At 74.4% G+C, this 26,524-nt stretch carries 18 protein-coding genes; all 18 read left to right on the forward strand.

Annotated features, from left to right (window positions below; all coding sequences use genetic code 11):
- The first annotated feature begins 85 nt into the window (after nt 1-85).
- The 18 genes from guaB (at nt 86) to AB0N29_RS12975 (ending at nt 26,523) form a co-directional block, all read left to right on the forward strand.
- On the forward strand, nt 86-1,588 hold the full coding sequence (gene guaB / locus AB0N29_RS12890; protein ID WP_302268009.1) for an IMP dehydrogenase: 1,503 nt from the start codon (nt 86-88) through the stop codon (nt 1,586-1,588).
- Between the two features lie 17 nt (nt 1,589-1,605).
- Nucleotides 1,606-2,712, forward strand: coding sequence for a GuaB3 family IMP dehydrogenase-related protein (locus AB0N29_RS12895; RefSeq protein ID WP_302268007.1), 1,107 nt, complete (start codon nt 1,606-1,608; stop codon nt 2,710-2,712).
- On the forward strand, nt 2,709-3,176 hold the full coding sequence (gene rnhA / locus AB0N29_RS12900) for a ribonuclease HI (protein WP_302268005.1): 468 nt from the start codon (nt 2,709-2,711) through the stop codon (nt 3,174-3,176). The genes AB0N29_RS12895 and rnhA overlap by 4 nt, the downstream gene beginning before the upstream one ends.
- A complete protein-coding gene (locus AB0N29_RS12905) occupies nt 3,173-3,973 on the forward strand; it encodes a carbon-nitrogen hydrolase family protein (RefSeq protein ID WP_364867219.1) in 801 nt (266 codons plus the stop codon). The genes rnhA and AB0N29_RS12905 overlap by 4 nt, the downstream gene beginning before the upstream one ends.
- Before the next feature lie 81 nt (nt 3,974-4,054).
- A complete protein-coding gene (locus tag AB0N29_RS12910) occupies nt 4,055-6,799 on the forward strand; it encodes an alpha-amylase family glycosyl hydrolase (protein WP_364867221.1) in 2,745 nt (914 codons plus the stop codon).
- Nucleotides 6,796-8,541, forward strand: coding sequence for a glycerol-3-phosphate dehydrogenase/oxidase (locus AB0N29_RS12915; protein WP_364867223.1), 1,746 nt, complete (start codon nt 6,796-6,798; stop codon nt 8,539-8,541). The genes AB0N29_RS12910 and AB0N29_RS12915 overlap by 4 nt, the downstream gene beginning before the upstream one ends.
- Nucleotides 8,542-8,944: 403 nt before the next feature.
- Complete coding sequence (locus AB0N29_RS12920; protein WP_364867225.1) at nt 8,945-10,084, forward strand: phosphotransferase family protein; 1,140 nt, start codon at nt 8,945-8,947, stop codon at nt 10,082-10,084.
- A 3-nt stretch (nt 10,085-10,087) separates the two neighbouring features.
- Complete coding sequence (locus AB0N29_RS12925) at nt 10,088-11,200, forward strand: hypothetical protein (protein WP_302267999.1); 1,113 nt, start codon at nt 10,088-10,090, stop codon at nt 11,198-11,200.
- A 68-nt stretch (nt 11,201-11,268) separates the two neighbouring features.
- Nucleotides 11,269-12,723 (forward strand): aldehyde dehydrogenase, encoded by a 1,455-nt coding sequence (locus AB0N29_RS12930; RefSeq protein ID WP_364867228.1) that lies wholly within the window; start codon nt 11,269-11,271, stop codon nt 12,721-12,723.
- Between the two features lie 101 nt (nt 12,724-12,824).
- Nucleotides 12,825-14,447, forward strand: a complete 1,623-nt coding sequence (locus AB0N29_RS12935; protein ID WP_364867231.1) for a succinic semialdehyde dehydrogenase — start codon at nt 12,825-12,827, stop codon at nt 14,445-14,447.
- Nucleotides 14,447-16,180, forward strand: coding sequence for a GMC family oxidoreductase (locus AB0N29_RS12940; RefSeq protein ID WP_364867233.1), 1,734 nt, complete (start codon nt 14,447-14,449; stop codon nt 16,178-16,180). The genes AB0N29_RS12935 and AB0N29_RS12940 overlap by 1 nt, the downstream gene beginning before the upstream one ends.
- 296 nt (nt 16,181-16,476) lie before the next feature.
- On the forward strand, nt 16,477-18,069 hold the full coding sequence (gene guaA / locus AB0N29_RS12945; protein WP_364867235.1) for a glutamine-hydrolyzing GMP synthase: 1,593 nt from the start codon (nt 16,477-16,479) through the stop codon (nt 18,067-18,069).
- Nucleotides 18,070-18,132: 63 nt separating this feature from the next.
- The gene (locus AB0N29_RS12950) at nt 18,133-19,281 is read left to right on the forward strand and encodes a cellulase family glycosylhydrolase (RefSeq protein WP_364867237.1); all 1,149 of its coding nucleotides are present in this window, start codon (nt 18,133-18,135) and stop codon (nt 19,279-19,281) included.
- 5 nt (nt 19,282-19,286) lie between these two features.
- On the forward strand, nt 19,287-20,582 hold the full coding sequence (locus AB0N29_RS12955; protein ID WP_364867239.1) for a hypothetical protein: 1,296 nt from the start codon (nt 19,287-19,289) through the stop codon (nt 20,580-20,582).
- On the forward strand, nt 20,575-21,429 hold the full coding sequence (locus AB0N29_RS12960; protein WP_364867241.1) for a polysaccharide deacetylase family protein: 855 nt from the start codon (nt 20,575-20,577) through the stop codon (nt 21,427-21,429). The genes AB0N29_RS12955 and AB0N29_RS12960 overlap by 8 nt, the downstream gene beginning before the upstream one ends.
- A complete protein-coding gene (locus tag AB0N29_RS12965) occupies nt 21,426-22,910 on the forward strand; it encodes an O-antigen ligase family protein (protein ID WP_364867243.1) in 1,485 nt (494 codons plus the stop codon). Before AB0N29_RS12960 ends, AB0N29_RS12965 begins: the two co-directional genes overlap by 4 nt.
- Nucleotides 22,907-25,078, forward strand: a complete 2,172-nt coding sequence (locus tag AB0N29_RS12970; protein WP_364867245.1) for a glycosyltransferase — start codon at nt 22,907-22,909, stop codon at nt 25,076-25,078. Before AB0N29_RS12965 ends, AB0N29_RS12970 begins: the two co-directional genes overlap by 4 nt.
- Complete coding sequence (locus AB0N29_RS12975) at nt 25,075-26,523, forward strand: oligosaccharide flippase family protein (protein ID WP_364867247.1); 1,449 nt, start codon at nt 25,075-25,077, stop codon at nt 26,521-26,523. The genes AB0N29_RS12970 and AB0N29_RS12975 overlap by 4 nt, the downstream gene beginning before the upstream one ends.
- Nucleotide 26,524 lies beyond the last annotated feature (1 nt).

The following is a 26,524-nucleotide window of genomic DNA, read 5'->3' on the forward strand; positions in this document are numbered from 1 at the left end:
CCCGGGGATTCCGACGCGCCCCCACGCCCGCCCACCACCATCCGGCCGGTCCGAGGAGCGTCGTCGACGCCGGTAGGCTGGACGGGTGGAGCTCCCTGACAAGTTCGCCGCTCTCGGCCTCACCTACGACGACGTCCTGCTGCTGCCGGGGTACTCCGACCTGGCGCCCTCCGACATCGACACCACCAGCCGGCTGACCCGCGAGATCAGCCTGCGGGTGCCGCTGGTCAGCGCCGCGATGGACACGGTCACCGAGTCGCGGATGGCGATCGCCATGGCCCGCCAGGGCGGACTCGGCGTGCTGCACCGCAACCTCTCGATCGAGGACCAGGCCTACCAGGTCGACCTGGTCAAGCGGACCCAGACGGGGATCATCTCCAACCCGGTGACGATCGGTCCGGACGCGACGCTCGAGCAGCTCGACCAGCTGGCGGGGGAGTACCGCGTCTCCGGCTTCCCGGTCGTCGACGGCGAGCAGCGCCTGCTGGGCATCATCACCAACCGCGACCTGCGGTTCACCCCGGTCGCGGAGTGGGCCACCACCAAGGTCGACGAGGTGATGACGACCGAGGGCCTGGTCACCGGTCCCGCGGGCATCTCGCGCGACGACGCCACCGTGCTGCTGCGGCGGCACAAGAAGGAGCGACTGCCCCTCGTCGACGAGCAGGGCCGCCTGGTCGGGCTGATCACCGTCAAGGACTTCGTGAAGTCCGAGCAGTTCCCGCACGCCTCGAACGACGGCTCCGGCCGGCTCATGGTCGGCGCCGCGATCGGCTACTTCGGCGACGCCTGGGAGCGCGCGACAACCCTGATCGACGCGGGCGTCGACGTGCTCGTCGCCGACACCGCGCACGGCCACGTGCGCCTGCTGCTCGACATGGTCCGCCGACTGAAGTCCGACCCCGCGACCAAGCACGTCCAGGTCATCGGCGGGAACGTCGCCACCCGCGACGGCGCGCAGGCGTTCGTCGACGCCGGCGCGGACGCGGTCAAGGTCGGCTTCGGCCCGGGCTCGATCTGCACCACCCGGGTCGTCACCGGCGCCGGCGTGCCGCAGGTGACCGCGGTGTACGAGGCGTCGCTGGCGTGCAAGCCGGCCGGGGTGCCGGTCATCGCCGACGGCGGCCTGCAGCAGTCCGGTGACATCGCCAAGGCGCTCGTCGCCGGCGCCGACAGCGTCATGGTCGGCTCGCTGCTGGCCGGCTGCGACGAGTCGCCGGGCGAGCTGATCTTCCTCAACGGCAAGCAGTTCAAGGCCTACCGCGGCATGGGCTCGCTGGCGGCGATGTCGAGCCGGGGCAAGAAGTCCTACTCCAAGGACCGCTACTTCCAGGCCGAGGTCCTCAGCGACGACCTGATCGTGCCCGAGGGCATCGAGGGCCAGGTGGCCTACCGCGGGCCGCTGGCGGCCGTCGCCCACCAGCTCGTCGGCGGCCTCGCGCAGTCGATGTTCTACATCGGCGCCCGGACGGTGCCCGAGCTGCAGGAGAAGGGCCGGTTCGTGCGGATCACGTCGGCCTCGCTCAAGGAGAGCCACCCCCACGACGTGCAGATGACCGTCGAGGCCCCGAACTACAACGGCCGCTGAGCCGGAGCAGAGGACAGATGACCGAGATCGAGATCGGCCGGGCCAAGCGTGCTCGCCGCGCCTACTCCTTCGACGACGTGGCGATCGTGCCCTCCCGGCGCACCCGCGACCCCGAGGAGGTCAGCACCGACTGGCAGATCGACGCCTACCGGTTCGACCTGCCGGTCCTGGCGGCCCCGATGGACTCGGTGATGTCGCCGGCGACCGCGATCGCCTTCGGCGAGTTCGGCGGCCTCGGGGTGCTCAACCTCGAGGGCATCTGGACGCGGTACGACGACCCGGAGCCGCTGCTGGAGGAGGTCGCCGGCCTCGAGGGGCACGACGCGACCCGGCGCCTGCAGGAGATCTACCTCGAGCCGGTGAAGGCAGAGCTGATCACCGAGCGGCTGCGCCAGGTGCGCGAGGCCGGCGTGACCGTCGCGGGCTCGCTGTCGCCGCAGCGGACCAAGGAGTTCGCCAAGACCGTGGTGGACGCGGGCGTCGACATGTTCGTCATCCGCGGCACGACCGTCTCGGCCGAGCACGTCTCCTCCCAGGCCGAGCCGCTGAACCTCAAGGAGTTCATCTACGAGCTCGACGTGCCGGTCATCGTCGGAGGCTGCGCGACCCACCAGGCGGCGCTGCACCTGATGCGCACCGGCGCGGCCGGTGTCCTCGTCGGCTTCGGCGGCGGCGCCGCGCACACCACCCGCACCGTCCTCGGCGTCGCCGTGCCGATGGCCTCCGCCGTCGCCGACGTCGCCGCGGCGCGCCGCGACTACCTCGACGAGTCCGGCGGCCGCTACGTGCACGTGATCGCCGACGGGTCCATCGGCCAGTCCGGCGACCTGGCCAAGGCGATCGCCTGCGGCGCGGACGCGGTCATGGTCGGCTCGCCGTTCGCCCGGGCCAGCGACGCGCCTGGCCGCGGCTTCCACTGGGGCACCGAGGCCCACCACGCCGACCTGCCGCGCGGCCAGCGCGTGCAGTTCGAGACGGTCGGCACGCTCGAGGAGATCCTCTTCGGCCCCTCCCGCGTCGCCGACGGCACGATGAACCTCATCGGCGCGCTGAAGCGGTCGATGGCCACGACGGGCTACACCGAGGTCAAGGAGTTCCAGCGCGTCGAGCTCGTGATCGAGTGAGCGCGGTCGACGAGCGCCCCGTCACCATCCACACCGACGGGGCCTGCGTGCCCAACCCCGGCCCCGGCGGCTGGGGCGCGCTGCTGCGGCAGGGCAGCCACGAGCTGGAGCTGTGCGGCGGCGAGGTCGAGCCCACGACGAACAACCGGATGGAGCTGACCGCGCCCATCCGCGCGCTCGAGGCGCTCAAGCGGCGGTCGGTCGTGCACCTGTTCACCGACAGCACCTACGTGCGCAACGGGATCACCTCCTGGGTCGTGGGGTGGCAGCGCAACGGGTGGCGGACCAGCACGAAGCAGCCGGTCAAGAACGACGACCTGTGGCGCCAGCTGGTCGCCGCCTGCGCCGAGCACGACGTCGAGTGGCACTGGGTCAAGGGCCACAACGGCGACGAGGGGAACGAGCGCGCCGACCGGCTCGCCGCCCGCGGCCTCGCCGAGGCGCTGGCGGCCGCGCGCGCATGACCGGGCTGCTCCTGGGCGCGGGCCAGGCCGAGGCGGTGCCCGGGGACCTGCGCGCGAACGTCGCGACCGCCGCCCGGCTGGCCCGGCGGGCCGCCGACCGGGGCGTGCGCGTGCTCGTGCTGCCCGAGGCGTTCCTGACCGGGTACGACGCCTCCGCGTTCGACGGCGTGCTCCCGACGGCCGAGCGGGTGGCCGGTCCCGAGCTCGACCCGCTCCGCGAGGCGGCCGCGGCCGGCGACCTGGTGGTGGTCGTGGGCACGGCGCTGCAGCGCGCGGACCGCCGTACCCTCTCCTCGGTCGTGGTCCGGCCCGGCGGGGAGGTGTCGGTGCCATACGACAAGCAGCACGTCGACCACGACGAGCTCGCCTGGTTCACCGCGGGGGACGCCGGCTGCTCGATCACCGTCGACGGGGTCGAGCTGGGACTGAGCATCTGCTACGACGGCTGCTTCCCCGAGCACGCCCGGGCGGCCTCCGACGACGGGGCGCTGGGCTACCTCAGCTCTGCGGCGTACTTCCCCGGCGGGGCGCACCGGCGCGACCTCTACTACGCCGCCCGTGCGGTGGAGAACTCCTTCTACGTCGTCTTCTCCGGGCTCACCGGCCGGTGCGGCGGCAGCTCGTTCATCGGTGGTTCGGCGGTCCACGACCCCGAGGGCCGCCCGCTCGAGCGGCTCGGCGAGGAGGAGGGGATCGCGGTCGGCGAGCTGGACCCCGGGGTGGTCGCGGCGACCCGGGAGCGGCACCGGATGCACCACGACCACCGCCGGTCGCTGGGCGACCGGGTGCGCGCCTGACCTGCCTCTTGTCGGGTGTCGGCGGGCGGTCCTAGGGTCCTGCCCTCACCACTTGGTGACCGCCATCACTCGGGAGGCGTCGTGCGCCGTACTGCTCCATCCACCCTCGTCGCGGCGACCGCCGCGCTCGCGCTGGTCTGGCCGGCGTCCCCGGCCCTCGCCGTCGGTGCCGACGACGACCCCGCACGCCACGCACTGCGCAGCGGCGTCACCGAGGACAGCTTCTACTTCCTCATGGCCGACCGCTTCGCCAACGGCGACCCCGGCAACGACACCGGCGGGATCCCCGGCGGCAAGGACGAGCACGGCTTCGACCCGACCGCGAAGGGCTACTTCAACGGCGGCGACCTCGACGGCCTGCGCGCGCAGCTGGACTACGTCGAGGGCCTCGGCACCGACGCCATCTGGCTGACCCCGGTGTTCCAGAACAAGGCGGTGCAGCTCGAGGACGGCCCGTCGGCCGGCTACCACGGCTACTGGATCACCGACTTCACCCGGATCGACCCGCACCTGGGCACCAACGCCGATCTCGCCGAGCTCGTCGACGCCGCGCACGACCGCGGGATCAAGGTCTTCTTCGACATCATCACCAACCACACCGCCGACGTCATCGGCTACGAGGAGGGCGCGCGGACGGCGTACGTCCCCAAGGACGTCGAGCCCTACCGGACGGCCGGCGGGGCGCCGTTCGACGACCGCGACCACGCGGGCACCGGCGACTTCCCCGACCTCGACCCCGCGACGTCGTTCCCCTACACCCCGGTCCTCGCGCCGGGGGAGGAGGACCTCAAGGTCCCGGCCTGGCTCAACGACCCGACGCTCTACCACAACCGCGGCAACACCACCTTCACCGGCGAGGACAGCCAGTACGGCGACTTCTTCGGCCTCGACGACCTCTTCACCGAGCACCCGCGCGTCGTCGACGGGATGATCGACATCTACCGCACCTGGGTCGAGGACTTCGGGATCGACGGGTTCCGCATCGACACCATGAAGCACGTCGACGACGCGTTCTGGCAGGCCTTCGGCCCCGGCATCCTCGACTTCGCCCGCAGCCACGGCAAGCCGGACTTCTTCATGTTCGGCGAGGTGGCCCTCGACGGCAGCGACGCCGCCGCCAAGGCCTTCACCTCCCACTACACCGGCCACAACGGCATGCAGGCGGTGCTCGACTTCCCCTTCCAGTGGGCGGCCCGCGACTTCGTCTCCCGGCAGCGCAGCGGGCGCGCGCTCGCCCGGTTCTTCCGCGACGACGACTGGTACACCGACGCCGACAGCAACGTGCACTCCCTGCCCACCTTCCTCGGCAACCACGACATGGGCCGCTTCGGGCACTTCCTGGCCGTCGACGACCCCGACCGCAGCGCGGCGGAGCGACTGCGGCGTGACGTCCTCGCCCACCAGCTCATGTACCTCTCCCGCGGCAACCCGGTCGTCTACTACGGCGACGAGCAGGGGTTCACCGGGACCGGCGGCGACCAGCTGGCGCGGCAGTCGATGTTCGCCAGCCAGGTCCCCGAGTACGCCGACGACGACCAGCTGGGCTCCGCGGAGACCCCGGCCTCCGACAGCTTCGACACCGACCACCCGCTCTACCGCACGATCGCCGGCCTGGACCGGCTGGTGGAGCGGCACCCGGCGCTGAGGCGGGGCGCCCAGCAGGTCCGGTCCGCCGACCGCGACGTCGTCGCCTTCTCCCGGATCGACCGGCGGCAGCAGCGGGAGTACGTCGTCGTCCTCAACACCGCGGAGCGCCCGCGGGCGCTGCGGGTCCCGACCTGGGTCCGCGACGGCCGGTTCCGCAAGGTCCTCGGCCAGGGCCCCGCGACTCGCGAGAGCGGCCGCGACGGCGACCTGCGGGTCACGGTGCCGGCGCTCGGCGCGGTGGTCTACGCCTCCACCGCGCGGATCCCGGCCTCGCGGCGGGCACCCGCGGTCCGGCTGGCAGAGCCGGCGCCGACCAAGGTCGCCCGCAGCCGCACCAAGGTGGTGGCGAAGGTCGGCGGCGACTCGTTCTACGAGGTCACCTTCCAGGCCAAGGTCGGCGGCGGGCGCTGGCGCGACATCGGCACCGACGACTCCGCGCCGTACCGAGTCTTCCACGACACCCGGGACCTCGCCACCGGGACCCGCGTGCAGTACCGCGCCGCCGTCCTGGACAACCGGGGTCACAGCCGCACCAGCGGCGTGCGCGCGACCCGGGTGGCACCGCCGACCGTCGACCTGACCACGTCCGGGGAGCGCGGCACGGTGAGCAACGTCGACCCGGTGACGGTCACCGCGGTCGTCGACCCCGAGCGCCCGGCGCAGTCGGTGCGGTTCGAGCGCAGCGTCGCCGGCGGGGCGTGGGAGGTGCTCGGCACCGACACCTCCTCGCCGGCCTACCAGGTCAGCGACGACGTCTCCGCCCTCCCGCTGGGCACGCGGGTCCGCTACCGCGCGGTGCTCGTGGAGCGCGGCACGCCTCGCGTCGTCGGCGGTCCGGTGACCGTCACCACGGCGGCGCCGACGCCGGCCCGGGAGTCGGTCACGGTCGCGGGCAGCCTGCAGTCGGAGATCGGCTGCGCCGCCGACTGGGACCCCGCGTGCGAGGAGAGCCGGCTCGCCTTCGACCCCACCGACGGCCGGTGGCACGCGACGTTCGAGCTGCCGGCCGGCAGCTACGACTGGAAGGTCGCGGTCGACGGGTCCTGGGACGAGAACTACGGGGCCGGCGGTGCGGCGGGCGGCGACAACCTCACGCTCGTCGTGCCCGAGGGGGGCGCGACGTACCGCTTCACCTGGGACCAGGTGAGCAAGGAGCCGTCGGCCACACTGGTGCCATGACCCGCCCCGGCGCGCCCGTCCGACCCGACCCGAGCGCGCTGGGACCTGCCGCCCGGCAGGCGGCTCTCGACGAGCTGGCCGCCCCCGACCGCGAGCTGGACGTGCTCGTGGTCGGGGGCGGGATCGTCGGCACCGGGGTGGCCCTCGACGCGGTGACCCGCGGCCTGTCGACCGCGCTCGTCGAGCAGCGCGACCTCGCCAGCGGCACGAGCAGCCGCTCCTCGAAGCTCGTCCACGGCGGCCTGCGCTACCTCGAGATGCTGGACTTCGGACTGGTCCGCGAGGCCCTGCACGAGCGCGGCCTGCTGCTGACCCGGCTGGCGCCGCACCTGGTCCGGCCGGTGCCCTTCCTCTACCCTCTGACCCACCGCGGCTGGGAGCGGCCCTACGTCGGCGCGGGGCTCGCGCTGTACGACGGGCTGGCCGCCCTCGCCCCGGGCGGGTCCGGGCTGCCGCGGCACCGGCACCTCACCCGCCGCCAGGTCGCCCGGATGGCCCCGGACCTCCGCGTGGACAGCGTCACCGGCGCCATCCGGTACTTCGACTGCCAGGTCGACGACGCGCGCCTCGTGCTCACCATCGCCCGGACCGCCGCGGCGCACGGCGCCGCCGTCGCGACGCGGACGAAGGTCACCGGCTTCCTGCGCGAGGGGGAGCGCGTCGTCGGGGTCCGGGCCACCGACCTGGAGACCGGTCGCGAGCTCGAGGTGCGCGCCAAGGTCGTCGTGAACGCCGCCGGCGTCTGGACCGACGAGGTGCAGGAGATGGTCGGCGGTCGCGGCGCCCTGCACGTGCAGGCGTCTAAGGGGATCCACCTCGTCGTGCCGCGGGACCGGATCCGCTCCGAGGCGGGCTTCATCGTGCGGACCGAGACCTCGGTGCTGTTCGTCATCCCGTGGGGCCGGCACTGGGTCATCGGCACCACCGACACCGAGTGGGACCTCGACAAGGCGCACCCCGCCGCGAGCCGGACCGACATCGACTACGTCCTGGAGCGGGTCAACGCGATCCTGCGCGAGCCGCTGGACCACGACGACGTGGAGGGCGTGTACGCCGGGCTCCGGCCGCTGCTGAGCGGGGAGTCCGAGCCGACGTCGAAGATCTCGCGCGAGCACACCGTCGTCACCCCCGTCCCCGGCCTGGTGATGATCGCCGGCGGCAAGCTCACGACGTACCGGGTCATGGCGCGCGACGCCGTCGACGCGGCCGCCCACTCCCTGCGGACCACCGCCGGCCTGGCGGTGCGCGACTCGATCACCGACCGGGTCCCGCTCGTCGGGGCGGAGGGGTACGAGGCGCGCACCAACCAGCGGGTGCAGCTCGCCCGCGCCTCGGGCCTGCACGTGGCGCGGATCGACGCGCTGCTGGGCCGGTACGGCGCGCTCATCGACGACGTGCTCGCGCTCGTCGCCGAGCGGCCCGAGCTCGCGCGCCCGCTCGACGGTGCGGACGACCACCTCGCGGTCGAGGTCGTCCACGCCGTGTCCCACGAGGGCGCCCGCCACCTCGACGACGTCCTCACCCGGCGCACCCGCATCTCGATCGAGACCTTCGACCGCGGCACCCGCGCCGCGCCGGGCGTCGCCGCGCTGATGGCGACCGAGCTCGGGTGGGGCGAGGAGCGCACCGCCGACGAGGTCGACCACTACCTGCGGCGGGTCGAGGCCGAGCGGCAGAGCCAGCAGCGGCTCACCGACCAGGAGGCGGACGAGGCGCGGGTCAAGGCCCCCGACATCGTCTGACCGTCCCCTCGGTCGTCGCGGGTCGACCTGGGGGGCGCCTGCGGCTCCCGCCGTGGGCGGGGGCCCGGTCTACCAGCCCTGCGCTCGTGCCTCGCTCCGGGCCGCCAGACCCAACCACGACCGGGCCCCCACCCCCGGCGTGCGCCTCCGGCGCCCGCGGGGTGGGCTCGGAAGCGCTTGTGGCTCCCCACGAGGGCGGGGGCCCGGTCTACCAGCCCTGCGCTCGTGCCTCGCTCCGGGCCGCCAGACCCAACCACGACCGGGCCCCCACCCCCGGCGGGCGCCTCCGGCGCCCGCAGGGGCGAGGCGGCCCGTTGACAACTAGAACGTGTTCCACCGATGCTGGCGACCACTGAGACCCACGTCACACCCGTGCGCGACGTGGTCGACCCGAGGAGCGCCCGTGACCCAGGCACCGCCGCCGCCGGACATGAAGCTGCAACGCACCAGCCGCGACCCGAGCACGTTGCCGGACCGGCTCGTGGCCTGGTTGGCGCGGGAGCTCCCGCCAGGGGCGGACCCGGTGGTGGTCGTGCACTCGGGCGCCGACGCCAACGGGATGTCCTCGGAGACGCTGCCGCTCGACGTGACCTGGACCCAGGGCGGCGAGCAGCGCACCGGGCGGTACGTCGCGCGGGTCGCGCCGGCCGCGGAGGACTTCCCGGTCTTCCCCGACTACGCGCTGGGCGACCAGTACGACGCGATGCGGCTGGTGGGGGAGCTGACCGCCGTGCCGGTGCCGGTGGTGCGGTGGATGGAGCCGACCGGGGAGGTCCTGGGGACGCCGTTCTTCCTGATGGACCGGGTCGAGGGGGTCGTGCCCCAGGACGTGCTGCCCTACAACTTCGGCGACAACTGGCTCCACGACGCCTCGCCCGAGGAGCAGCGCCGGCTGCAGGACGCGACCGTCGGCGTGCTGGCCGGGCTGCACGGCGTGCGCGACGCTGCGACGACGTTCGCCTTCCTCGACCCCGCCCGTCACGGCCACGCCGGGGCCACGCCGCTGGAGCGGAACCTGGCGCGGACCCGGGCCTGGTACGACTTCGCGGTCCCCGACATCGGCCGCTCGGCGGTCACCGAGCGCGGCCTGGCCTGGCTCGAGGCGAACCTGCCGCCGGACCAGGGCGACACCGTGCTGTGCTGGGGCGACTCGCGGATCGGGAACGTGCTCTTCGAGGACTTCGCGCCCGTCGCGGTGCTCGACTGGGAGATGGCCACGGTCGGGCCCCGGGAGCTCGACCTGTCCTGGATGGTCTTCGCCCACCTGGTCTTCGAGTCGATCACCGGTGCGCTCGAGCTGCCCGGCATGCCGCACTTCCTGCGCGAGGAGGACGTCCTCGCGACGTACCGCGAGCTCACCGGGGTCGAGGTCGGCGACCTGCACTGGTACCACGTCTACAACGCGGTCCAGTGGTGCATCGTCTTTATGCGCACCGGTGCCCGGCAGATCCACTTCGGTGAGATCGAGCGGCCCGACGACCCCGACGGGCTGATGCACCACAAGCCCCTGCTCGACCGCCTCCTGGCCGAAGCGGGGGCCTGAGCCGTGGTCGGCCCGCTCGACGAGTACCCGCTGCACCAGGCGCCCCTCCCCGTCACCTGGCCCGCGAGCAGCGACCGCAACTTCTACGACCGCTGCTACTTCAACGCCCACGACCGCACCGGCGAGCTGTTCCTGATCACCGGGCTGGGCTACTACCCCAACCTCGGCACCAAGGACGCCTTCCTGCTGCTGGCCCGCGACGGGAGGCAGACGGCCGTCCACCTCTCCGACCTGTGCGACGACGACCGCCTCAACCAGCACGTCGGCGGCTACCGGCTCGAGGTCGAGGAGCCGCTGCAGCGCATCCACCTCACCCTCGAGGAGACCGAGGGGATCGCTGCGGACCTCACCTGGGAGGGCTCGTTCCCGGTCCTCCAGGAGCTGCCGCACGTCCTGCGCTCCGGCGCCCGGGTCACCCTCGACGCGCAGCGCTTCGCCCAGGTCGGCACCTGGCGCGGCCACGTCGTCGTCGACGGCGAGCGGATCGAGGTGACGCCGGACCGCTGGGTCGGCACGCGCGACCGCTCCTGGGGCATCCGCCCGGTGGGCGAGGCCGAGCCGGCCGGGGCGCCCGCGGACCCGCCGTTCGACGGGATGTGGTGGACCTACGTCCCGATGCGCTTCGAGGAGTACGCCGTCGTGCTCATCCTCCAGGAGGACCCGTCGGGCTACCGCACCCTCAACGACTGCCACCGCGTGCACGCCGACGGCCGGGTCGAGCAGCTCGGCTGGCCGCGCGTGCAGGTGCACTACGCCTCGGGCACCCGGAAGCCGACCGGCGCGACCATCACCTGCACCAGCGGTCGCGGGGAGGAGGTCCGCCTCGAGGTCTCCTCGCTGCTGGCGGCGCCGCTCCACGTGGGCGGCGGGTACGGTGGCGACCCCGACTGGACCCACGGGGTGTGGAAGGGCGAGAAGTTCGTCGAGCGGCTGACCTACGACATGGCCGACGAGGCCGTGCAGGGCCGGTTCATGTTCGGCTGCGTCGACCACGTCGGCCGCGCCGTCCTGCACGAGGGTGGGCGGACGGCCGAGGGCTGGGGCCTCTTCGAGCACTTCGCGATCGGCCGCCACGACCCCAGCGGCTTCGCCGACTGGTTCGCCACCGCGCCCTGACGCGCGCCCCACCACCCACGCGGACCGCCGCGCCCACGACGTACCCACGACGTACCTCAGGAGCACCCATGACCCTCGACCGCGACGCCTTCTTCATCGACGGCGGCTGGGCGGCACCCGCCACGTCGGCGACCCTCCAGGTGGTCTCGCCGCACAGCGAGCAGGTCGTGGCGACCGTGCCGGAGGGGTCGGCGGCCGACGTCGACGCCGCGGTCGCCGCCGCCCGCCGCGCGTTCGACGAGGGGCCCTGGCCGCGGATGTCGCCGGAGGAGCGGATCGAGGTGGTCCAGGCCTTCTCCGGGCTGTACGCCGCGAGGCTGGCGGAGATGGCGGACCTGATCACCACCGAGATGGGCTCGCCGACGTCGTTCTCGAACCTCGCCCAGTCGCCGGCGCCGTGGATGCAGATCGAGTCGTTCCTCGCGATCGCCCGCGCCTTCCCCTGGGAGGAGACCCGTCCCGGGGCGCTGGGGCCCGAGGTCATCGTCCGGCGCGAGCCGGTCGGCGTGGTGGCCGCGATCCCGCCGTGGAACGTCCCGCAGTTCACCACGATCTCCAAGGTCGTCCCGGCCCTGCTGGCCGGGAACACGGTCGTGGTCAAGCCGGCCCCCGAGACCCCGCTCGACGGCTACCTGCTCGCCGAGCTGCTCGCCGAGGCGGGGGTGCCCGCCGGCGTCGTCAACATCGTCGCCGCCGGCCGGGAGGTCGGCGAGCACCTCGTGGCGCACCCCGGCGTGGACAAGGTCGCCTTCACCGGGTCGACCGCCGCCGGCCGCAGGATCGCCGCGGTGTGCGGCGAGCAGCTCAAGCGGGTCAGCCTCGAGCTCGGCGGCAAGTCCGCCGCGATCGTCCTCGACGACGCCGACCTCGCCGCCACGATGGAGGGGCTGAGGTTCGTTGCGCTGATGAACTCCGGCCAGGCGTGCGTGGCCCAGACCCGGATCCTCGCCTCCCGCGCCAACTACGACGCGGTCGTCGACGCCCTGGCCGAGACCGTCTCCGGCATGGCCGTCGGGGACCCGGCCGACCCGGCGACCGAGATCGGCCCGATGGTGGCCCAGCGCCAGCAGGAGCGGGTCGAGAAGTACATCGCGCTCGGCCAGGAAGAGGGCGCACGCGTCGTCGTCGGGGGCAACGGGATGCCCGAGGGGCTGGACCGCGGCTGGTACGTCCGGCCGACCGTGTTCGCCGACGTCGACAACCGGATGCGGATCGCGCAGGAGGAGATCTTCGGCCCCGTCCTGTCGGTGATCGCGTTCGACGACGTCGACGACGCCGTCCGGATCGCCAACGACTCCGAGTACGGCCTGGCCGGGACGGTCTGGACCGGGGACCCCGCTGCGGGGCTCGACGTGGCGCGCCGGGTGCGTGCCGGGACCTACGGCGTCAACACCTACACGATGGACTTCGCGGCGCCGTTCGGCGGGCTCAAGGCCTCGGGGATCGGCCGCGAGTTCGGGCCGGAGGGCCTGGCGCAGTACACCGAGCTCAAGTCGATCTACCCCACCGCGCCGGCCATGTGAGCCGAACGGCCGACCCGGTTGACAAGGCGGACGACTGTGTAAAGCCCCACAATCCCTACCGCCGGGTAGTCCGGGAGACCGCGGTCACATACCCTCGGTACATGAGCGCCTCTTCACCGACCTCGTCCGGCGGCCCGCTCGTCGAGGGCCCCCGCGACCCCGAGCACGAGCCGGGGGCGACGTACGCCCTCGAGCCGGACCACGTCGCGTCCCTGACCCGGCGGGTCGTCTCCTCGTCGGGGGAGACCAACGCGGTGTTCTCCCCGCTGGACGGCGCACCGCTCGCCCACGTCCCGCAGAGCAGCGACGCCGACGTGGCCGAGGCGTTCGCCCGGGCCCGTCGCGCCCAGCAGGCATGGGCCCGCACCAGCGTCGACGAGCGCGCCGCGACCCTGCTGCGGCTGCACGACCTGGTGCTGGACCGGCAGGACGAGATCGTCGACATGGTCGTCCTGGAGTCCGGCAAGGCGCGCAAGCACGCCTTCGACGAGGTCCTCCACGTCGCGATGACCGCCCGCTACTACGGCCGCACGGCCCACCGGCACCTCGACACCCGCCGGCACCCCGGCGTGATGCCGGTGCTCACCCGGGTGGACGTCAACCGCGTGCCCAAGGGCGTCGTCGGCGTCATCTCGCCGTGGAACTACCCGTTCACGATGGCGCTGTGCGACGGCCTCCCGGCGCTCCTCGCCGGCAACGCCGTCGTCGCGAAGCCGGACGCCCAGACGATGCTGTCCGCGCTGCTGGGTGCGCAGCTGCTCGAGGAGGCCGGGTTCCCCGCCGACCTGTGGCAGGTCGTGGCCGGGCCCGGCTCGCGGGTCGGCGGCGGCATCGTCGAGCGCGCCGACTACGTCTGCTTCACCGGGTCCACCGCCACGGGCCGGGTCATCGCCCACGGTTGCGCCGACCGGTTGATCGGCTGCTCCCTCGAGCTCGGCGGCAAGAACCCGATGCTCGTCCTGCGCGACGCCGACCTGGAGCGGGCCGCCGAGGGCGCCGTCCGCGCGACGTTCTCCAACGCCGGCCAGCTCTGCGTGTCCGTCGAGCGGCTCTTCGTCGCCGACCAGGTCTACGACCGCTTCGTCGAGCGGTTCGTCGCCCGCACCCAGGCGATGACGCTCGGTGCGACCCTGGACTGGGACAACGACATGGGCTCGCTCATCTCCCAGGCCCAGCTCGACGCCGTCGTGCACCACGTCGACGAGGCGGTCGCCAAGGGCGCCCGGGTGCTCACCGGCGGCAAGGCCCGGCCCGACCTCGGGCCCTACATGTACGAGCCCACGATCCTCGAGGGCGTCACGCCCGACATGGCCTGCTTCCAGGACGAGACCTTCGGCCCGGTCGTCTCCCTCTACCGCTTCCACGACGAGGCCGACGCCGTCGCGCGGGCCAACGAGGGGGAGTACGGCCTCAACGCCGCGATCTACAGCCAGGACGGCGCCCGGGCCCGCACCATCGCCCGGTACGTCAAGGCCGGCACCGTCAACATCAACGAGGCCTTCGGTGCCACGTTCGCCAGCATCGACGCGCCCATGGGCGGCATGCGGCAGTCCGGCGTGGGCCGGCGGCAGGGCGCCGAGGGCATCCTGCGCTACACCGAGACCCAGTCGGTGGCGACCCAGCGGCTGCTGCGGTTCGCACCCGTCCTGGGCATGTCCGACGAGACCTACGCGAAGGTGATGACCGCCAACCTCCGCCTGATGAAGAAGCTGGGGCGTGCCTGATGACGACCGACCGACCTGAGCAGGCCCGCGACTTCGACGTCCTCGTCGTCGGATCCGGCTTCGGCGGCTCCGTGGCCGCCCTGCGGCTGACCGAGAAGGGCTACCGCGTCGGGGTGCTCGAGGCGGGCGCCCGGTTCCGCGACGAGGACTTCGCCGAGACCTCCTGGGACGTCAAGCGCTACCTGTTCCGACCGGAGGTCGGCTGCTACGGCATCCAGCGCATCGACGCGCTGCGCGACTGCCTGATCGTCTCCGGTGCCGGCGTGGGCGGCGGCTCGCTGGTCTACGCCAACACCCTCTACGAGCCGCTGCCGGCGTTCTTCAACGACCCGCAGTGGAGCCACATCACCGACTGGAAGTCCGAGCTCGCGCCGTTCTACGACCAGGCCAAGCGCATGCTCGGCGTGGTCGAGAACCCCCTGCGGACCCCCGCCGACGACGTGATGGAGAAGGTCGCCAGCGAGATGGGGGTGGCCGACACCTTCCACCCGACCCCGGTCGGCGTCTTCTTCGGCGGCCCCGGCCAGGAGAGGGGCGAGCAGGTGGCCGACCCGTACTTCGGCGGCGCCGGTCCCGAGCGCACCACCTGCATCGGCTGCGGTGCCTGCATGAGCGGCTGCCGCCACAACGCCAAGAACACCCTGGTCAAGAACTACCTCTACCTGGCCGAGGAGGCCGGTGCGAAGGTGCTGCCGCTGACGACGGTCACCCGGATCGCGCCCCGCGAGGACGGCGGGTACGACGTCCACGTCCGCTACACCAAGGCCAAGACGCCCCGACGGTCGGCGACCCGCGTGCTCACCGCCGACCAGGTGGTGCTGGCGGCCTCGGCGCTCGGGACGCAGCGGCTCCTGCACCGGATGAAGGACGAGGGGCACCTGCCGCGGGTCTCGGACCGCATCGGCTACCTCTCCCGGACCAACTCCGAGTCGATCCTGGGCGCGATCGCGCCCGACACGAAGATCGACTACAGCGAGGGCATCGCGATCACGTCCTCCTTCCACCCCGACGACGACACCCACATCGAGCCGGTCCGCTACGGCAAGGGCAGCAACTTCATGTCCATGCTGCAGACCGTGCTCACCGACGGTGACGGCCCGGCCCCGCGCTGGCGCACCTGGGTCAAGGAGACCTGGAAGCAGCGGCGCAACATCACCGACCTCTACGACCTGCGGCACTGGTCGGAGCGCACGGTGATCGCGCTGGTGATGCAGAGCCTGGACAACTCGATCACGACGTACACCAAGCGGATCCCGGGCACGAACCGCCGCTTCCTCACCTCGCGCCAGGGCCACGGCGTGCCGAACCCGACCTGGATCCCGGCCGGCAACGCCGCGGTCCGGCTGATGGCCAAGATCATCGGCGGCACGCCGGGCGGCAACATCGGCGAGCAGTTCAACATGCCGCTGACCGCCCACTTCCTCGGCGGCTGCGCGATCGGCGACTCCGCCGAGACCGGAGTGATCGACCCCTACCAGCGGGTCTACGGCCACCCCGGCCTGCACGTCTCGGACGGCTCCGCGGTCACCGCCAACCTCGGCGTGAACCCGTCGCTGACGATCACCGCCCAGGCCGAGCGGGCGATGTCGCTGTGGCCGAACAAGGGCGAGCCGGACCGGCGCCCGGCGCTCGGCGCGGACTACCGCCGGGTGGACCCCGTCGCCCCGCGCTCGCCGGTCGTCCCCGACAGCGCGCCGGGGGCCCTGCGACTCCCGATCGTCGGGGTCTCCTGAGCGGTCCGCACCGCGCTGACCTGCGCGGACACCTCGAGGGACGGCCCGGTCCAGACCGGGCCGTTTTTCGTCCCCGATCGGGCGTAACCCGACCGCGGGGGCGTCGTTGAGTGGTCAGACCCGGCAGTCATGCTCCCTCCCAAGAGTCGGGTCGTGGTCCAAGCACTGTCCAACAGCTGCGTGGACGATCAGGGCCCGGCCACCCTCCCTCCCCGGCCGGGCCCTGGTGCATTTCACGGCCCCCTGCGGCCGAGCACCCCGCGGGCGGGCCGAGCGCCGCCGATAGGCTGCGCCCCATGACGGCGGTGGGAGAGCACGACCTGGTCCTGGTGGTCGACTTCGGGGCGCAGTACGCGCAGCTGATCGCCCGCCGGGTGCGCGAGGCCCGCGTCTACTCCGAGATCGTGCCGCACACGATGCCGGTCGAGGAGATGCTGGCGCGGGGGCCGAAGGCCATCGTGCTGTCCGGCGGCCCGTCCTCGGTGTACGCCGAGGGCGCACCCTCGATCGACACGTCGCTGTTCACGGCCGGCACGCCGGTCTTCGGCATGTGCTACGGCTTCCAGCTGATGGCCCGCGGCCTCGGCGGCGAGGTGTCCCACACCGGCGCCCGGGAGTACGGCCGGACCGACGTGACGGTCACCGAGCCCGGCACGCTGCTCTCCGACGTACCCACCGCGCACCGGGTGTGGATGTCCCACGGCGACTCGGTCACGGCCGCGCCCGAGGGCTTCTCGGTGCTCGCGTCGACGGCGGTCACCCCCGTCGCGGCGTTCGAGGACGTCGACCGCGGCCTCGCCGGCGTCCAGTGGCACCCCGAGGTCCTGCACACCGAGCACGGCCAGCGGGTCCTCGAGCACTTCCTGCACGAGATCGCCGGGTGCCGGCCGACGTGGACGATGGTCAACATCGTCGAGGAGCAGATCGAGGCGATCCGCACCCAGGTCGGGGAGCGGGGCCGCGCGATCTGCGGGCTCTCCGGTGGCGTGGACTCCGCCGTCGCGGCGGCGATCGTGCAGCGCGCCATCGGCGACCGGCTCACCTGCGTGTACGTCGACCACGGCCTCATGCGCCAGGGCGAGACCGAGCAGGTCGAGCGCGACTTCGTGGCCGCGACCGGGGTGGACCTCAAGGTGGTCGACGCCGAGGAGCGCTTCCTCTCCGCCCTCGCCGGCATCTCCGACCCCGAGGAGAAGCGCAAGACCATCGGCCGGGAGTTCATCCGCGTCTTCGAGGCCGCCCGCGCCGAGATCCTCGCCGGGTTCGTCGAGCAGAGCACCGCGACCGAGGGCGACAAGGTCGCGTTCCTCGTCCAGGGCACGCTCTACCCCGACGTCGTGGAGTCCGGCGGCGGGGCCGGCACCTCCAACATCAAGTCCCACCACAACGTGGGCGGCCTGCCCGACGACATGGACCTCGAGCTGGTCGAGCCGCTGCGCACCCTGTTCAAGGACGAGGTCCGCCAGGTCGGCGAGCAGCTCGGCCTGCCGGCCGAGATCGTCCACCGCCAGCCGTTCCCCGGCCCCGGCCTGGGCATCCGGATCATCGGGGAGGTCACCCGCGAGCGGCTCGACATCCTCCGCCAGGCCGACGCGATCGCGCGCGAGGAGATGACCCGGGCCGGGCTGGACCGGGACGTGTGGCAGATGCCGGTCGTGCTCCTCGCCGACGTCCGCTCGGTCGGCGTGCAGGGCGACGGCCGCACCTACGGCCACCCCGTCGTGCTGCGCCCGGTCACCTCCGAGGACGCCATGACCGCGGACTGGGCGCGCCTGCCGTACGACGTGCTCGAGCGCATCTCCACCCGGATCACCAACGAGGTGAGCGAGGTCAACCGGGTCACCGTCGACATCACCTCCAAGCCCCCGGGCACCATCGAGTGGGAGTGACCGCGGCGGCCTGACCGGCGCCGAGCCGGGTTTCGCCCTCCTACGCGTGGGTAGGTTCCCGGTGTGGGGGGACGTCGTGCTGCGCTCGTGGCCGCCGCCGTGTCGACGGCGGTGGCGCTCGGTGGCGCCGCCGTGGCGGTCCGTGAGGCCCCCGAGCCGGCGGGCACCAGCAGCAGCCCCGCGGTGACGACCCGGGTCGCCGACCGCGGCGGCGAGCGTCCCGACCCCGCCGACCTGCCGCGCCTGGGCGTGCAGTTCCACGGCACCTGGACCCACTACACCCGCCGCGAGCGCGCCGTCGTCCTCGACCGGATCGAGCGCTCCGGCGCCACGTGGGTCCGGCTCGACGTCGGCTGGTCGATGCTCCAGCCGAAGCGCGGGTCCTACGACCGCGAGTGGGGCGTCAAGCGCGTCGACGGCGTGATGGACCAGCTGCGCCGGCGCGGCCTGAAGGTCCTGGTGATGTTCTGGCTCACCCCCGACTGGGCGACCCGCGAGGACGACCCGGTGCTCGCGCAGTACACCCCGCCCGACCGCACCCGCGACTACACCGAGGCGCTCGGCTGGGCCGCCCGCCGGTGGGGCGACGTGGTCGACGCGTGGGAGATCTGGAACGAGCCGAACCTGGAGTCCTTCTTCATCGGGACCGACCCGGCCGCCTACACCCGCATCCTGTGCCGCGCCTACCCGGTCGTGCGCCGCAACGACCCCGGCGCCCGGGTCGTCTTCGGCGGCCTGATGTACAACGACGACGCCTGGCTCGAGCGCGCCTACGACGCCGGCGTCGGCGGCTGCTTCGACGTGATGGCGGTGCACTCCTACCAGGCGCCCGCCGACGCACCGCCCGGCGCGGCCGACGACGGCGAGGTGTGGAGCCTGGCCCACCTCGACGCGGTGCGCGCCACGATGCGCGAGCACGGCGACCGGCTGCCGGTGTGGATCACCGAGTTCGGCTGGAGCGTGCACCGCAACGAGACCGACACCGAGCCCTGGCGGCGCGGCGTCACGAGGAAGCAGCAGGCGGCGTACGGCGCGCAGGCGCTGAAGATCATGGCCCGCGACTTCCCGTACGTCACCGCGGCGTTCTGGTACAAGGACGCGGCCGTCGCCAGCAGCACCGACGAGCACCAGGAGGGCTACGCGCTCCTGGACGAGAGGCTCAGACCGAGACCGGTGCTCCGCCGGTTCGGGAAGCTCTACGGGGAAGGCTGAGCGCAGTGTCTGTGGGGGGCATGCTGCGGAGGGCGGTCAGGTACCGCTGGGCCGTCGTCCTGGCGATCCTGGTGCCGGCCGTCGTCGTCGGCGTCGGCGCGGTCGAGACGCGTCCGGACTCCAGTGTCGCGGTCAGCGTCGTGGCCGCGACGCCGGAGTCGGCCGAGCTCGTGAGCGCCGACGCGGTCCGGCTCGCGCTCGGGAGGTACGCCGTCGCGCTCACGTCGCCGGACGTGCTGGACCAGGTCGCCACCACCACCGGCGCCGACCGCTCGGCGCTCGAGGACGCCGTGGCGGTGACGGTCTCCCAGGACGCCGGGAACCTCGCGGTCCGCGCGACGATGGCCGACGAGGACCAGGCGGTCGCCGTCGCGCGTGCGGTCGCCGAGGTCGCGGTCACGATGGGCGAGGAGGACCCGCTCGCCAACGCCACGGTGCTCTCCGGGGCCCGGGTCGAGCCGCCAGGGCCGCTGGGCTCGCCCCGGGTGCTCGAGCTGGTGCTCGTCCTGGCCGCACTGGTGGTCGCCCTGGCCGTGGCGTACGCCCTGGAGGCGGTCCGCCCGCGGGTCCGCACCGGCGGTGACGCGGCGGTGGCCGCGGGGGGCCCCGTCCTGGGCAGCCTGCCCGCCTTCACCGGGCCCTGGCCGCGTCGGACCGTCGCTTCGGACAAGGACATCCTGACCTCCGCCCGCGCGCTGCGCAGCGGCTGGACGGCCTCGGCGGGCACGGTCCCGCCCGGCCCGGTCGTCCTCGTCGGGGCCGAGCCCGAGGCCGGCGCCACGACCGTCACCTTCCTCCTCGCCCGCACGCTGTGCGACCGCGGCGAGTCGACGCTGGTGCTGGACCTCGACCTGGACGAGGCGGGCCTGACCGCGCTGATGGAGACGCCGGGCCGGTACGTGCTCGACGACGTGCTCGCGGAGCGGGCGTCGCTGGCCGATGCGGTCGTCCACGAGGGCGACGTCGCGGTGCTCGGCGCCGTCCCCCTGCGGTCGGCCGACGACGTGCTGGACCGGCGCCTGCCGGAGGTGCTCAAGCAGGCGGACGACCAGTGGGACGTCGTGCTGTGCGACACGACCCCGCTCGACGCGGGGGAGAGCTCGGAGATCGTCGCGGGCCACGCGGCCTCGGCCGTGGTCGTCGTACGCCTCGGGACGCCGGTGGCGGCGGTGCGGCGGACGGCGGCGCGGCTGTCCCGGCTCGGGGTCCCGGTGCGTGGCGTCGTGCTCAACCGCGCCACGCGGGACCAGGCCGAGGCGCCGGCCCTCGCCGAGGCCGCCACGGGCACGCTCGATGGCTGAGCGACCGCAGCCCCCCGGTCTCCCGCAGGTCCTCACCATCCACTCGGGGGGCGCCGGGCTCCTGCCCGGCCGCGAGCCGGTGGTGCTGATGTACCACGGGTTCTGCGTGGACCGCCGCGACGACGACCCGGAGAACCTCTTCGTCGAGGTGCGCCGGTTCGAGGAGCAGCTCTCCTGGCTGCTGGCACAGGGGTGGCGGCCGCTCGACCTGGACGGCTACCTCGCCGCGCGGCGGGGCCAGCGGTCCCACGCCCGGTCGTTCCTGGTGACGATCGACGACGGCTTCACCTCCGTGCTCGACCTCGCCGTGCCCGTGCTGCAGCGGCTCGGGGTGCCCGCCCTGCTCTACGTGCCGGCCGACCTCGCCGGCCGCACCGCCCGGTGGCTGCCCCGTCCGGCCGAGGAGCGGCTGCTCGACCCGGCCGCGCTCCGCCACCTGCACGGGCTGCCCGGCATCGAGCTGGGGGTCCACGGCGGGGACCACCTCGACCTGCGGGGCTGCGGCCGCGAGGAGCTCGACCGCCAGGTGCACCGCGCGCACGGCCGGCTGGCCGACCTGGCGGGGGAGCCGGTCCGGTCCTTCGCCTACCCCTTCGGCGCCCACGACGCCGCCGCCCGGGTGGCCGTCGCGGCGGAGGGCTTCGCGGTGGCCTTCTCGGTGTACGACGACGCCGGCCCGCACGCGGTGAGCCGGATCGACGTCAACGCCACGGACACCCTCGCGTCGTTCCGCCTCAAGGTGCAGCTGCCGCACTACCGCCGCTGGTGGGGCGCCCTCGAGCGGGTGCCCGCGGTCCGGCGCCAGGTGCGCGCCCTCACCACCCGGACCCCGCGGCGGGCGCGGTGAGCGGCACCACCGTCGCCGGTCTCCTCCGCGAGCCGGCCGCCGGCGCACCGGCGCGGGCGCTCGTGCCGCCCCGGCTGCTGGCGGCGAGCCGCTCGCGGCCCGCCGCGGCGACCGCGCGCACCACGGCGCTCTACGGCGGCTACGTGCTCGTCGGGCTGCTCACCGGGGTCGTCACCGCGGGCGTCGGCCTGCTCGCCGGCGCCGCCGCCTCGCTCGCCCTCCTCGTGGCGCTGCTGCTGGCGGCGGTGGCCTGGCGCACGCCGTACGTCGCGGTCGTGGCCGTCGCGCTCGCGCTGCCGCTCGGCCAGCTCACCGTCGGCCCGGCCGAGCTCGTCCAGGTCTCGACGGCAGCCGTCGTCCTCGCCGTGCTGGTGCCGGCCGCCGCGCGCGGGCAGGTGCGCCTGCCCCCGTGGCCGGTCGCGGTGCCCCTGGCGGCCTTCCTCGTCGTGGCCGCGCTCTCGACGCCGCGCGCGTGGGACGCCGACCTCGCCTTCCGCCTCGACGTCCAGCTGCTGCTGCTGGTGCTGCTCACCGTCGCGGTGACCACGGCGGTGCGCACGCCGGCCCAGGCGTACGCCGTCGCGACGGCCCTCGTCGTCGGCGGCGGTGCGGCCGCCGTGCCGGCCCTGCTCGACTCGGGGCCGACGGAGAGCTACTACGGCGGGGGCGTGGTCACCGGGCGCGCGCTCGGGATCTTCGCCCAGCCCAACGAGCTCGGGATCTTCGCCGCGGTGCTGCTGGTCGTCGCGGTCGGCCTCGGCCTGACCGCGAGCCGTCGCGCGGCCCGGGTGACCTGCGCGGTCGGCGGGAGCCTGCTGCTGGCGGCCCTCGTGGTGTCGCTGTCGCGGGGCGCGTGGGCCGGTGCCGTGGCCGGCCTGGTGGCCCTGGCCGTGCTCGTGCCGCGCACCCGACGTGCCCTCGCCGTGCTGGGCGCGGTGCTGGTCGTCGCGGCGGTCGTGCTCGGCGCGCTCGGGGTGGGGCCGGTCGCCGAGGTCGGGGTGCGCGTCGCGTCGCTCGCGGAGAGCACCGAGAACCCCTACGACCAGCGCCCCCTGATCTGGGCCGAGGCGCTGCGGCTGGTCGCGGAGTCCCCTCTGCTCGGGCACGGGCCCGGCGGGTTCACCGCGGCCGCGGGCAGCGACGCCCTGCGGACCGGGGCCTTCCTCGACGTGGACCACGCCCACGACCTGGTGCTCAACGTGGCCGTCGAGCACGGGCTGGTCGGGCTGCTCGCGCTCCTCGCCCTGGTCGCCGGGCTGGCCTCCCTGCTGCGCCGGCGGCACGCGCCCGGGCCGGGCCCGGACCCGGAGCTGCTGCCCCGGGTGCTCGCGGCCGCGCTGGTCGTGGTGCTGGCGCACGGGATCGTGGACTACCCGCTGCGCAACCCCACCACGATGACGACCGTGTGGCTGGTCCTCAGCCTGCTGGCCGCGGCCGCGGTCGTGACCGCCCGCCGCGCGCGACCGGAGCAGGACGCATGAGCGCGGGACCGGCGCCGCTCGCGCCCCTGCGGGTGGTCGTGGTGACCCCCGCCGGGGTGCTCGGGGGGTCCGAGCGGTGGCTGCTCGACCTGCTCGCCGCGACGTCGCGGCTGTCGGCGGAGGTGTGGCTGCTCGAGGACGGGCCGCTGCGCGCGGAGCTCGAGCGGCTCGACGTACCCGTCACCGTGCTGCCCACCGGACGGCGCGGCGCGGCGCTCGCCGCCCGCAACCTCGACCTGGCCCGGCGGCTGAGGACGAGCGACGCGGAGGTGGTCCTCGCGAACGGCGTGAAGGCCGCCGCCGCGGTCGTCCCGGCCGCGCGGACGGTGGGCGTGCCCGTCTGCTGGGCCAAGCACGACTTCTCCTGGGACCGCGAGCTGGCCCGCCCGCTCGGCCGCCTGGCCGACGTCGTGCTGGCCACCTCCGAGGCGGTCGCCTCGGCGACCGGCCGGCGCGACGCGGTCCTCGTGCCCCCGCCCCGGCCGGCCGCCGCTCCCGCCGGCCGCGAGGCGGCGCTCGAGCTGTGGGCCGCGCACGGCCTCCCGCGCGCCGACGGCCCGGCCCTCGCGGTGCTCGGGCGCCTGGTCGGCTACAAGGGCGTCGACACCGCCGTCCGGGCGCTCGCCGAGCCGTCGGGCCCGGCCGGCGCCCCGTGGCGCCTGGCCGTGGCCGGCCCGGACGACCCGACCGAGCCGGAGGAGCGGGCCCGGCTCAAGACGCTGGCCGAGGAGCTCGGCGTGGCCGACCGGTTGCACCTGCTCGGCCCGGTCGAGGACGCCGGCCGGCACCTCGCGGCCTTCGACGCCGTCGCGGTCCTCACCCGCCCCGCCGGAGCGCGGTTCGGCCGGGAGGGCTACTCGCTGGTCGCGCTCGAGGCGCTCGCCGCGGGCGTCCCGCTGATCGGCGCCGCCGGCAACCCGGAGGTCGAGCGGATGGCCGGCCTCGCCGGCCGGGTCGTGCCGCCCGACGCACCTGCCGCCGTCGCCACCGCGCTCGCTGAGGTGCTCGAGCCGGCCGTCGTGGCGCACTGCCGGACCGCCGGGCCCGCCGTGGTGGCCGGGCACCCCGACCGCGCCGGCTGGGCCGACCGCGTCTCCTCGGTGCTGGCGGGCGCCGCCCGCCGGCCCGGCGCCGGGCTGGCCGGCCCCCCGGTGACGGTGCTCAGCTGCTTTAAGGACGAGGAGGGCCACGTGGACGGCGTCGTCTCCCGCGTCGTGGCGCAGCTCGGGCCCGACGACGAGTACCTCCTCCTGGACGACCGCTCCCGCGACGGCACCGCCGCCGAGCTCGCCGCCTGGGCCGCCCGGGACCCCCGCGTCCGCCTGCTCCAGGGGCCGGGCATCAACCTCTCGGCCGCTCGCAACACCGGCTTCGCCGCGGCCCGGCACGCCCACGTGGCGTGCACCGACGCGGGCTGCCTGCCGGCGGCGGACTGGCTCGCCGCGCTCCGGGCACCCTTCGCCGAGGCCGACCCGACCGGTCCCGTCGGCCCCGTCGGCCCGGTCGACCTCGTCGTCGGCGTCTACGACGTCGACGGCGGCGACCCGGTCCGCGACGCCGCACGCGTCGCGCTCTTCCCCTCGGTCGCCGAGGCCCGGCGGCCCGGCCCGCTCGCGCGCACCGCGGGCCGGCTCACCGGCCGCCGGTTCTCCGCACGCCGCCTCGACGGCCGGTCCATGGCGTGCACGGTCGAGGCCTGGCGCCGTGCCGGTGGCTTCGACGTCGCGCTCTCCAGCTCCGAGGACGCCGTCTTCGGCGAGACGGTCCTCGCGACCGGGGGCGGCAGCGTGCTGGCCCTCGACGCCCGGGTGACCTGGGAGCAGACCGGGCGGCTGGGCGACATGGCCCGGATGTACGCCCGCTACGGCGAGTGGGGCGGTCGCGCCGGCTCCTGGCCGCTGGTCAGCCGCGACGTCGCCCGCGGTGCGGCGTACGTCGGCGGGCCGGCGCTCCTGGCCGCCGGCGGCCCGCGCACCCGCGTGGTCGTCGCGGCCGCCGCGGCGGCGTACCTCGCGATCCCGGCGGTCCGCGCGCGCGGTGCGGAGGTGGCCCCGGGCACGTGGGCACTGGTGCCTGTCGTGCTGGCGCTCAAGGACGTCTCCAAGGCGGCCGGCTGCGTGCGGGGCCTGGTCGGGCGACTCGCCTCGCGGGGGAGCGGGTCGGCATGACCGACCAGCAGGTCTCCGAGACCACCCACCGGGCCGCCCGCAACGCCGCGGTCCGCGCGGCCTCCGAGGTCCTCGGCAAGGTCGCCACCCTGGCGTGGACCGTCGCCGCAGCGCGGATGCTGCCCAACGAGGACTTCGGCACGGTCACGTACGCGATGACGATCATGCTGGTCCTCAGCGCGCTGGCGACCTGGGGCTTCGACTCGGGGCTCACCCGACGCGGGAGCGCCGACCCGCCGGCGCTGCCGCGGATCCACCAGGCGACCCAGGTCTGGAAGACCGTCCTGGCCGCGCCGGTGTTCCTCGTCGCCGGCATCGTGCTCGCCGGGACGCCCTCCGTGGGCTCCTGGCAGGTGCTGGCCTGCATGCTGCTGGCGGGCTTCCCCGAGCAGTGGAGCCACACGATCCGCTCGACGGCGGCAGCCCGCCAGGTCTCCTCGGGCATCTCGGTGGCGCTGGTGCTGCAGCGCGTGGCGACCGCCGCCGCCGTGCTGGTGGCGCTGGTGGCGGGCGGGGGTTCGGAGGGCGTCGCGCTCGGGTTCCTGGTCGGCACGTTCGCGGGGTACGGCGCGCACGTGGTCGCCCTGCGGCGGCTCGACGTGCGCCGGCCGGTGCGCGAGCTGAGCCGCGCCGACCTGTCCCTGACCGTGCGGGGGACGTTCCTGATCGGACTGAGCGGCCTGGTCCTGATGCTGCTCTTCCGCGTGGACGTGCTGATCCTCGGCCACGTCCAGGGGCCGGGGGAGGTGGCCGTCTACTCCGTGGCCTACCGCGTGCTGGAGACGGTCCTGTTCGTCACCTACGCGATCAACTACGCCGTGCTGCCCGTCATGAGCGCGACCGACGACGACAGCAAGCGGCGGGTCGGCTTCGAGCGGGCGGTCGCGGTCGCCGGCTTCGTCTACCTGCCGTTCGTCGCGGTCTGCCTGGTCGAGGGCCGGGCGGTCCTGCACCTGCTCTTCGGTGCGGCGTACGCCGACGCGGCCGCGCCGGTGCTCGCCGTCCTCGCCCCCGCGCCGCTGTTCGTCGCCGCGGCGACCTTCGCCAGCTCGGTGCTCCTGGCGCGGCGCCGGTCGTGGGAGATGCTCGTGGGCTCCGCGGCCGCGCTCGCGGTCAACCTCGTGCTCAACGTGGTGCTCATCCCGCCGCACGGCGCGATCGGCGCGGCCGTCGCCACCACCGTCTCCTACGTCGTGCAGGTGGCGGTGCTGCTCGTCGGGCTGCGCCGGCTGGGCGAGCGCCCGGCCGTCCTGGCGCCGCTGGCCTCGGCGGCCGGTGCGTCCCTGATGCTGCTCGTGGCCCTCGAGGCCTCGCCGTTCCCGCTGCTGCTCGAGCTGCTGGTCGGCGCGGTCGTGTACGCCGTCGCCTGGCTGCTCCTCGTCAGCCGCCTGGCACCCGAGCAGCAGCAGGTCGCGGCCCGGCTGCTCGCCCGCGCCCGGTCCTGAC

The organism is Nocardioides sp. NPDC092400 (genome assembly GCF_040684155.1).
Taxonomy (GTDB): Bacteria; Actinomycetota; Actinomycetes; order Propionibacteriales; family Nocardioidaceae; genus Nocardioides.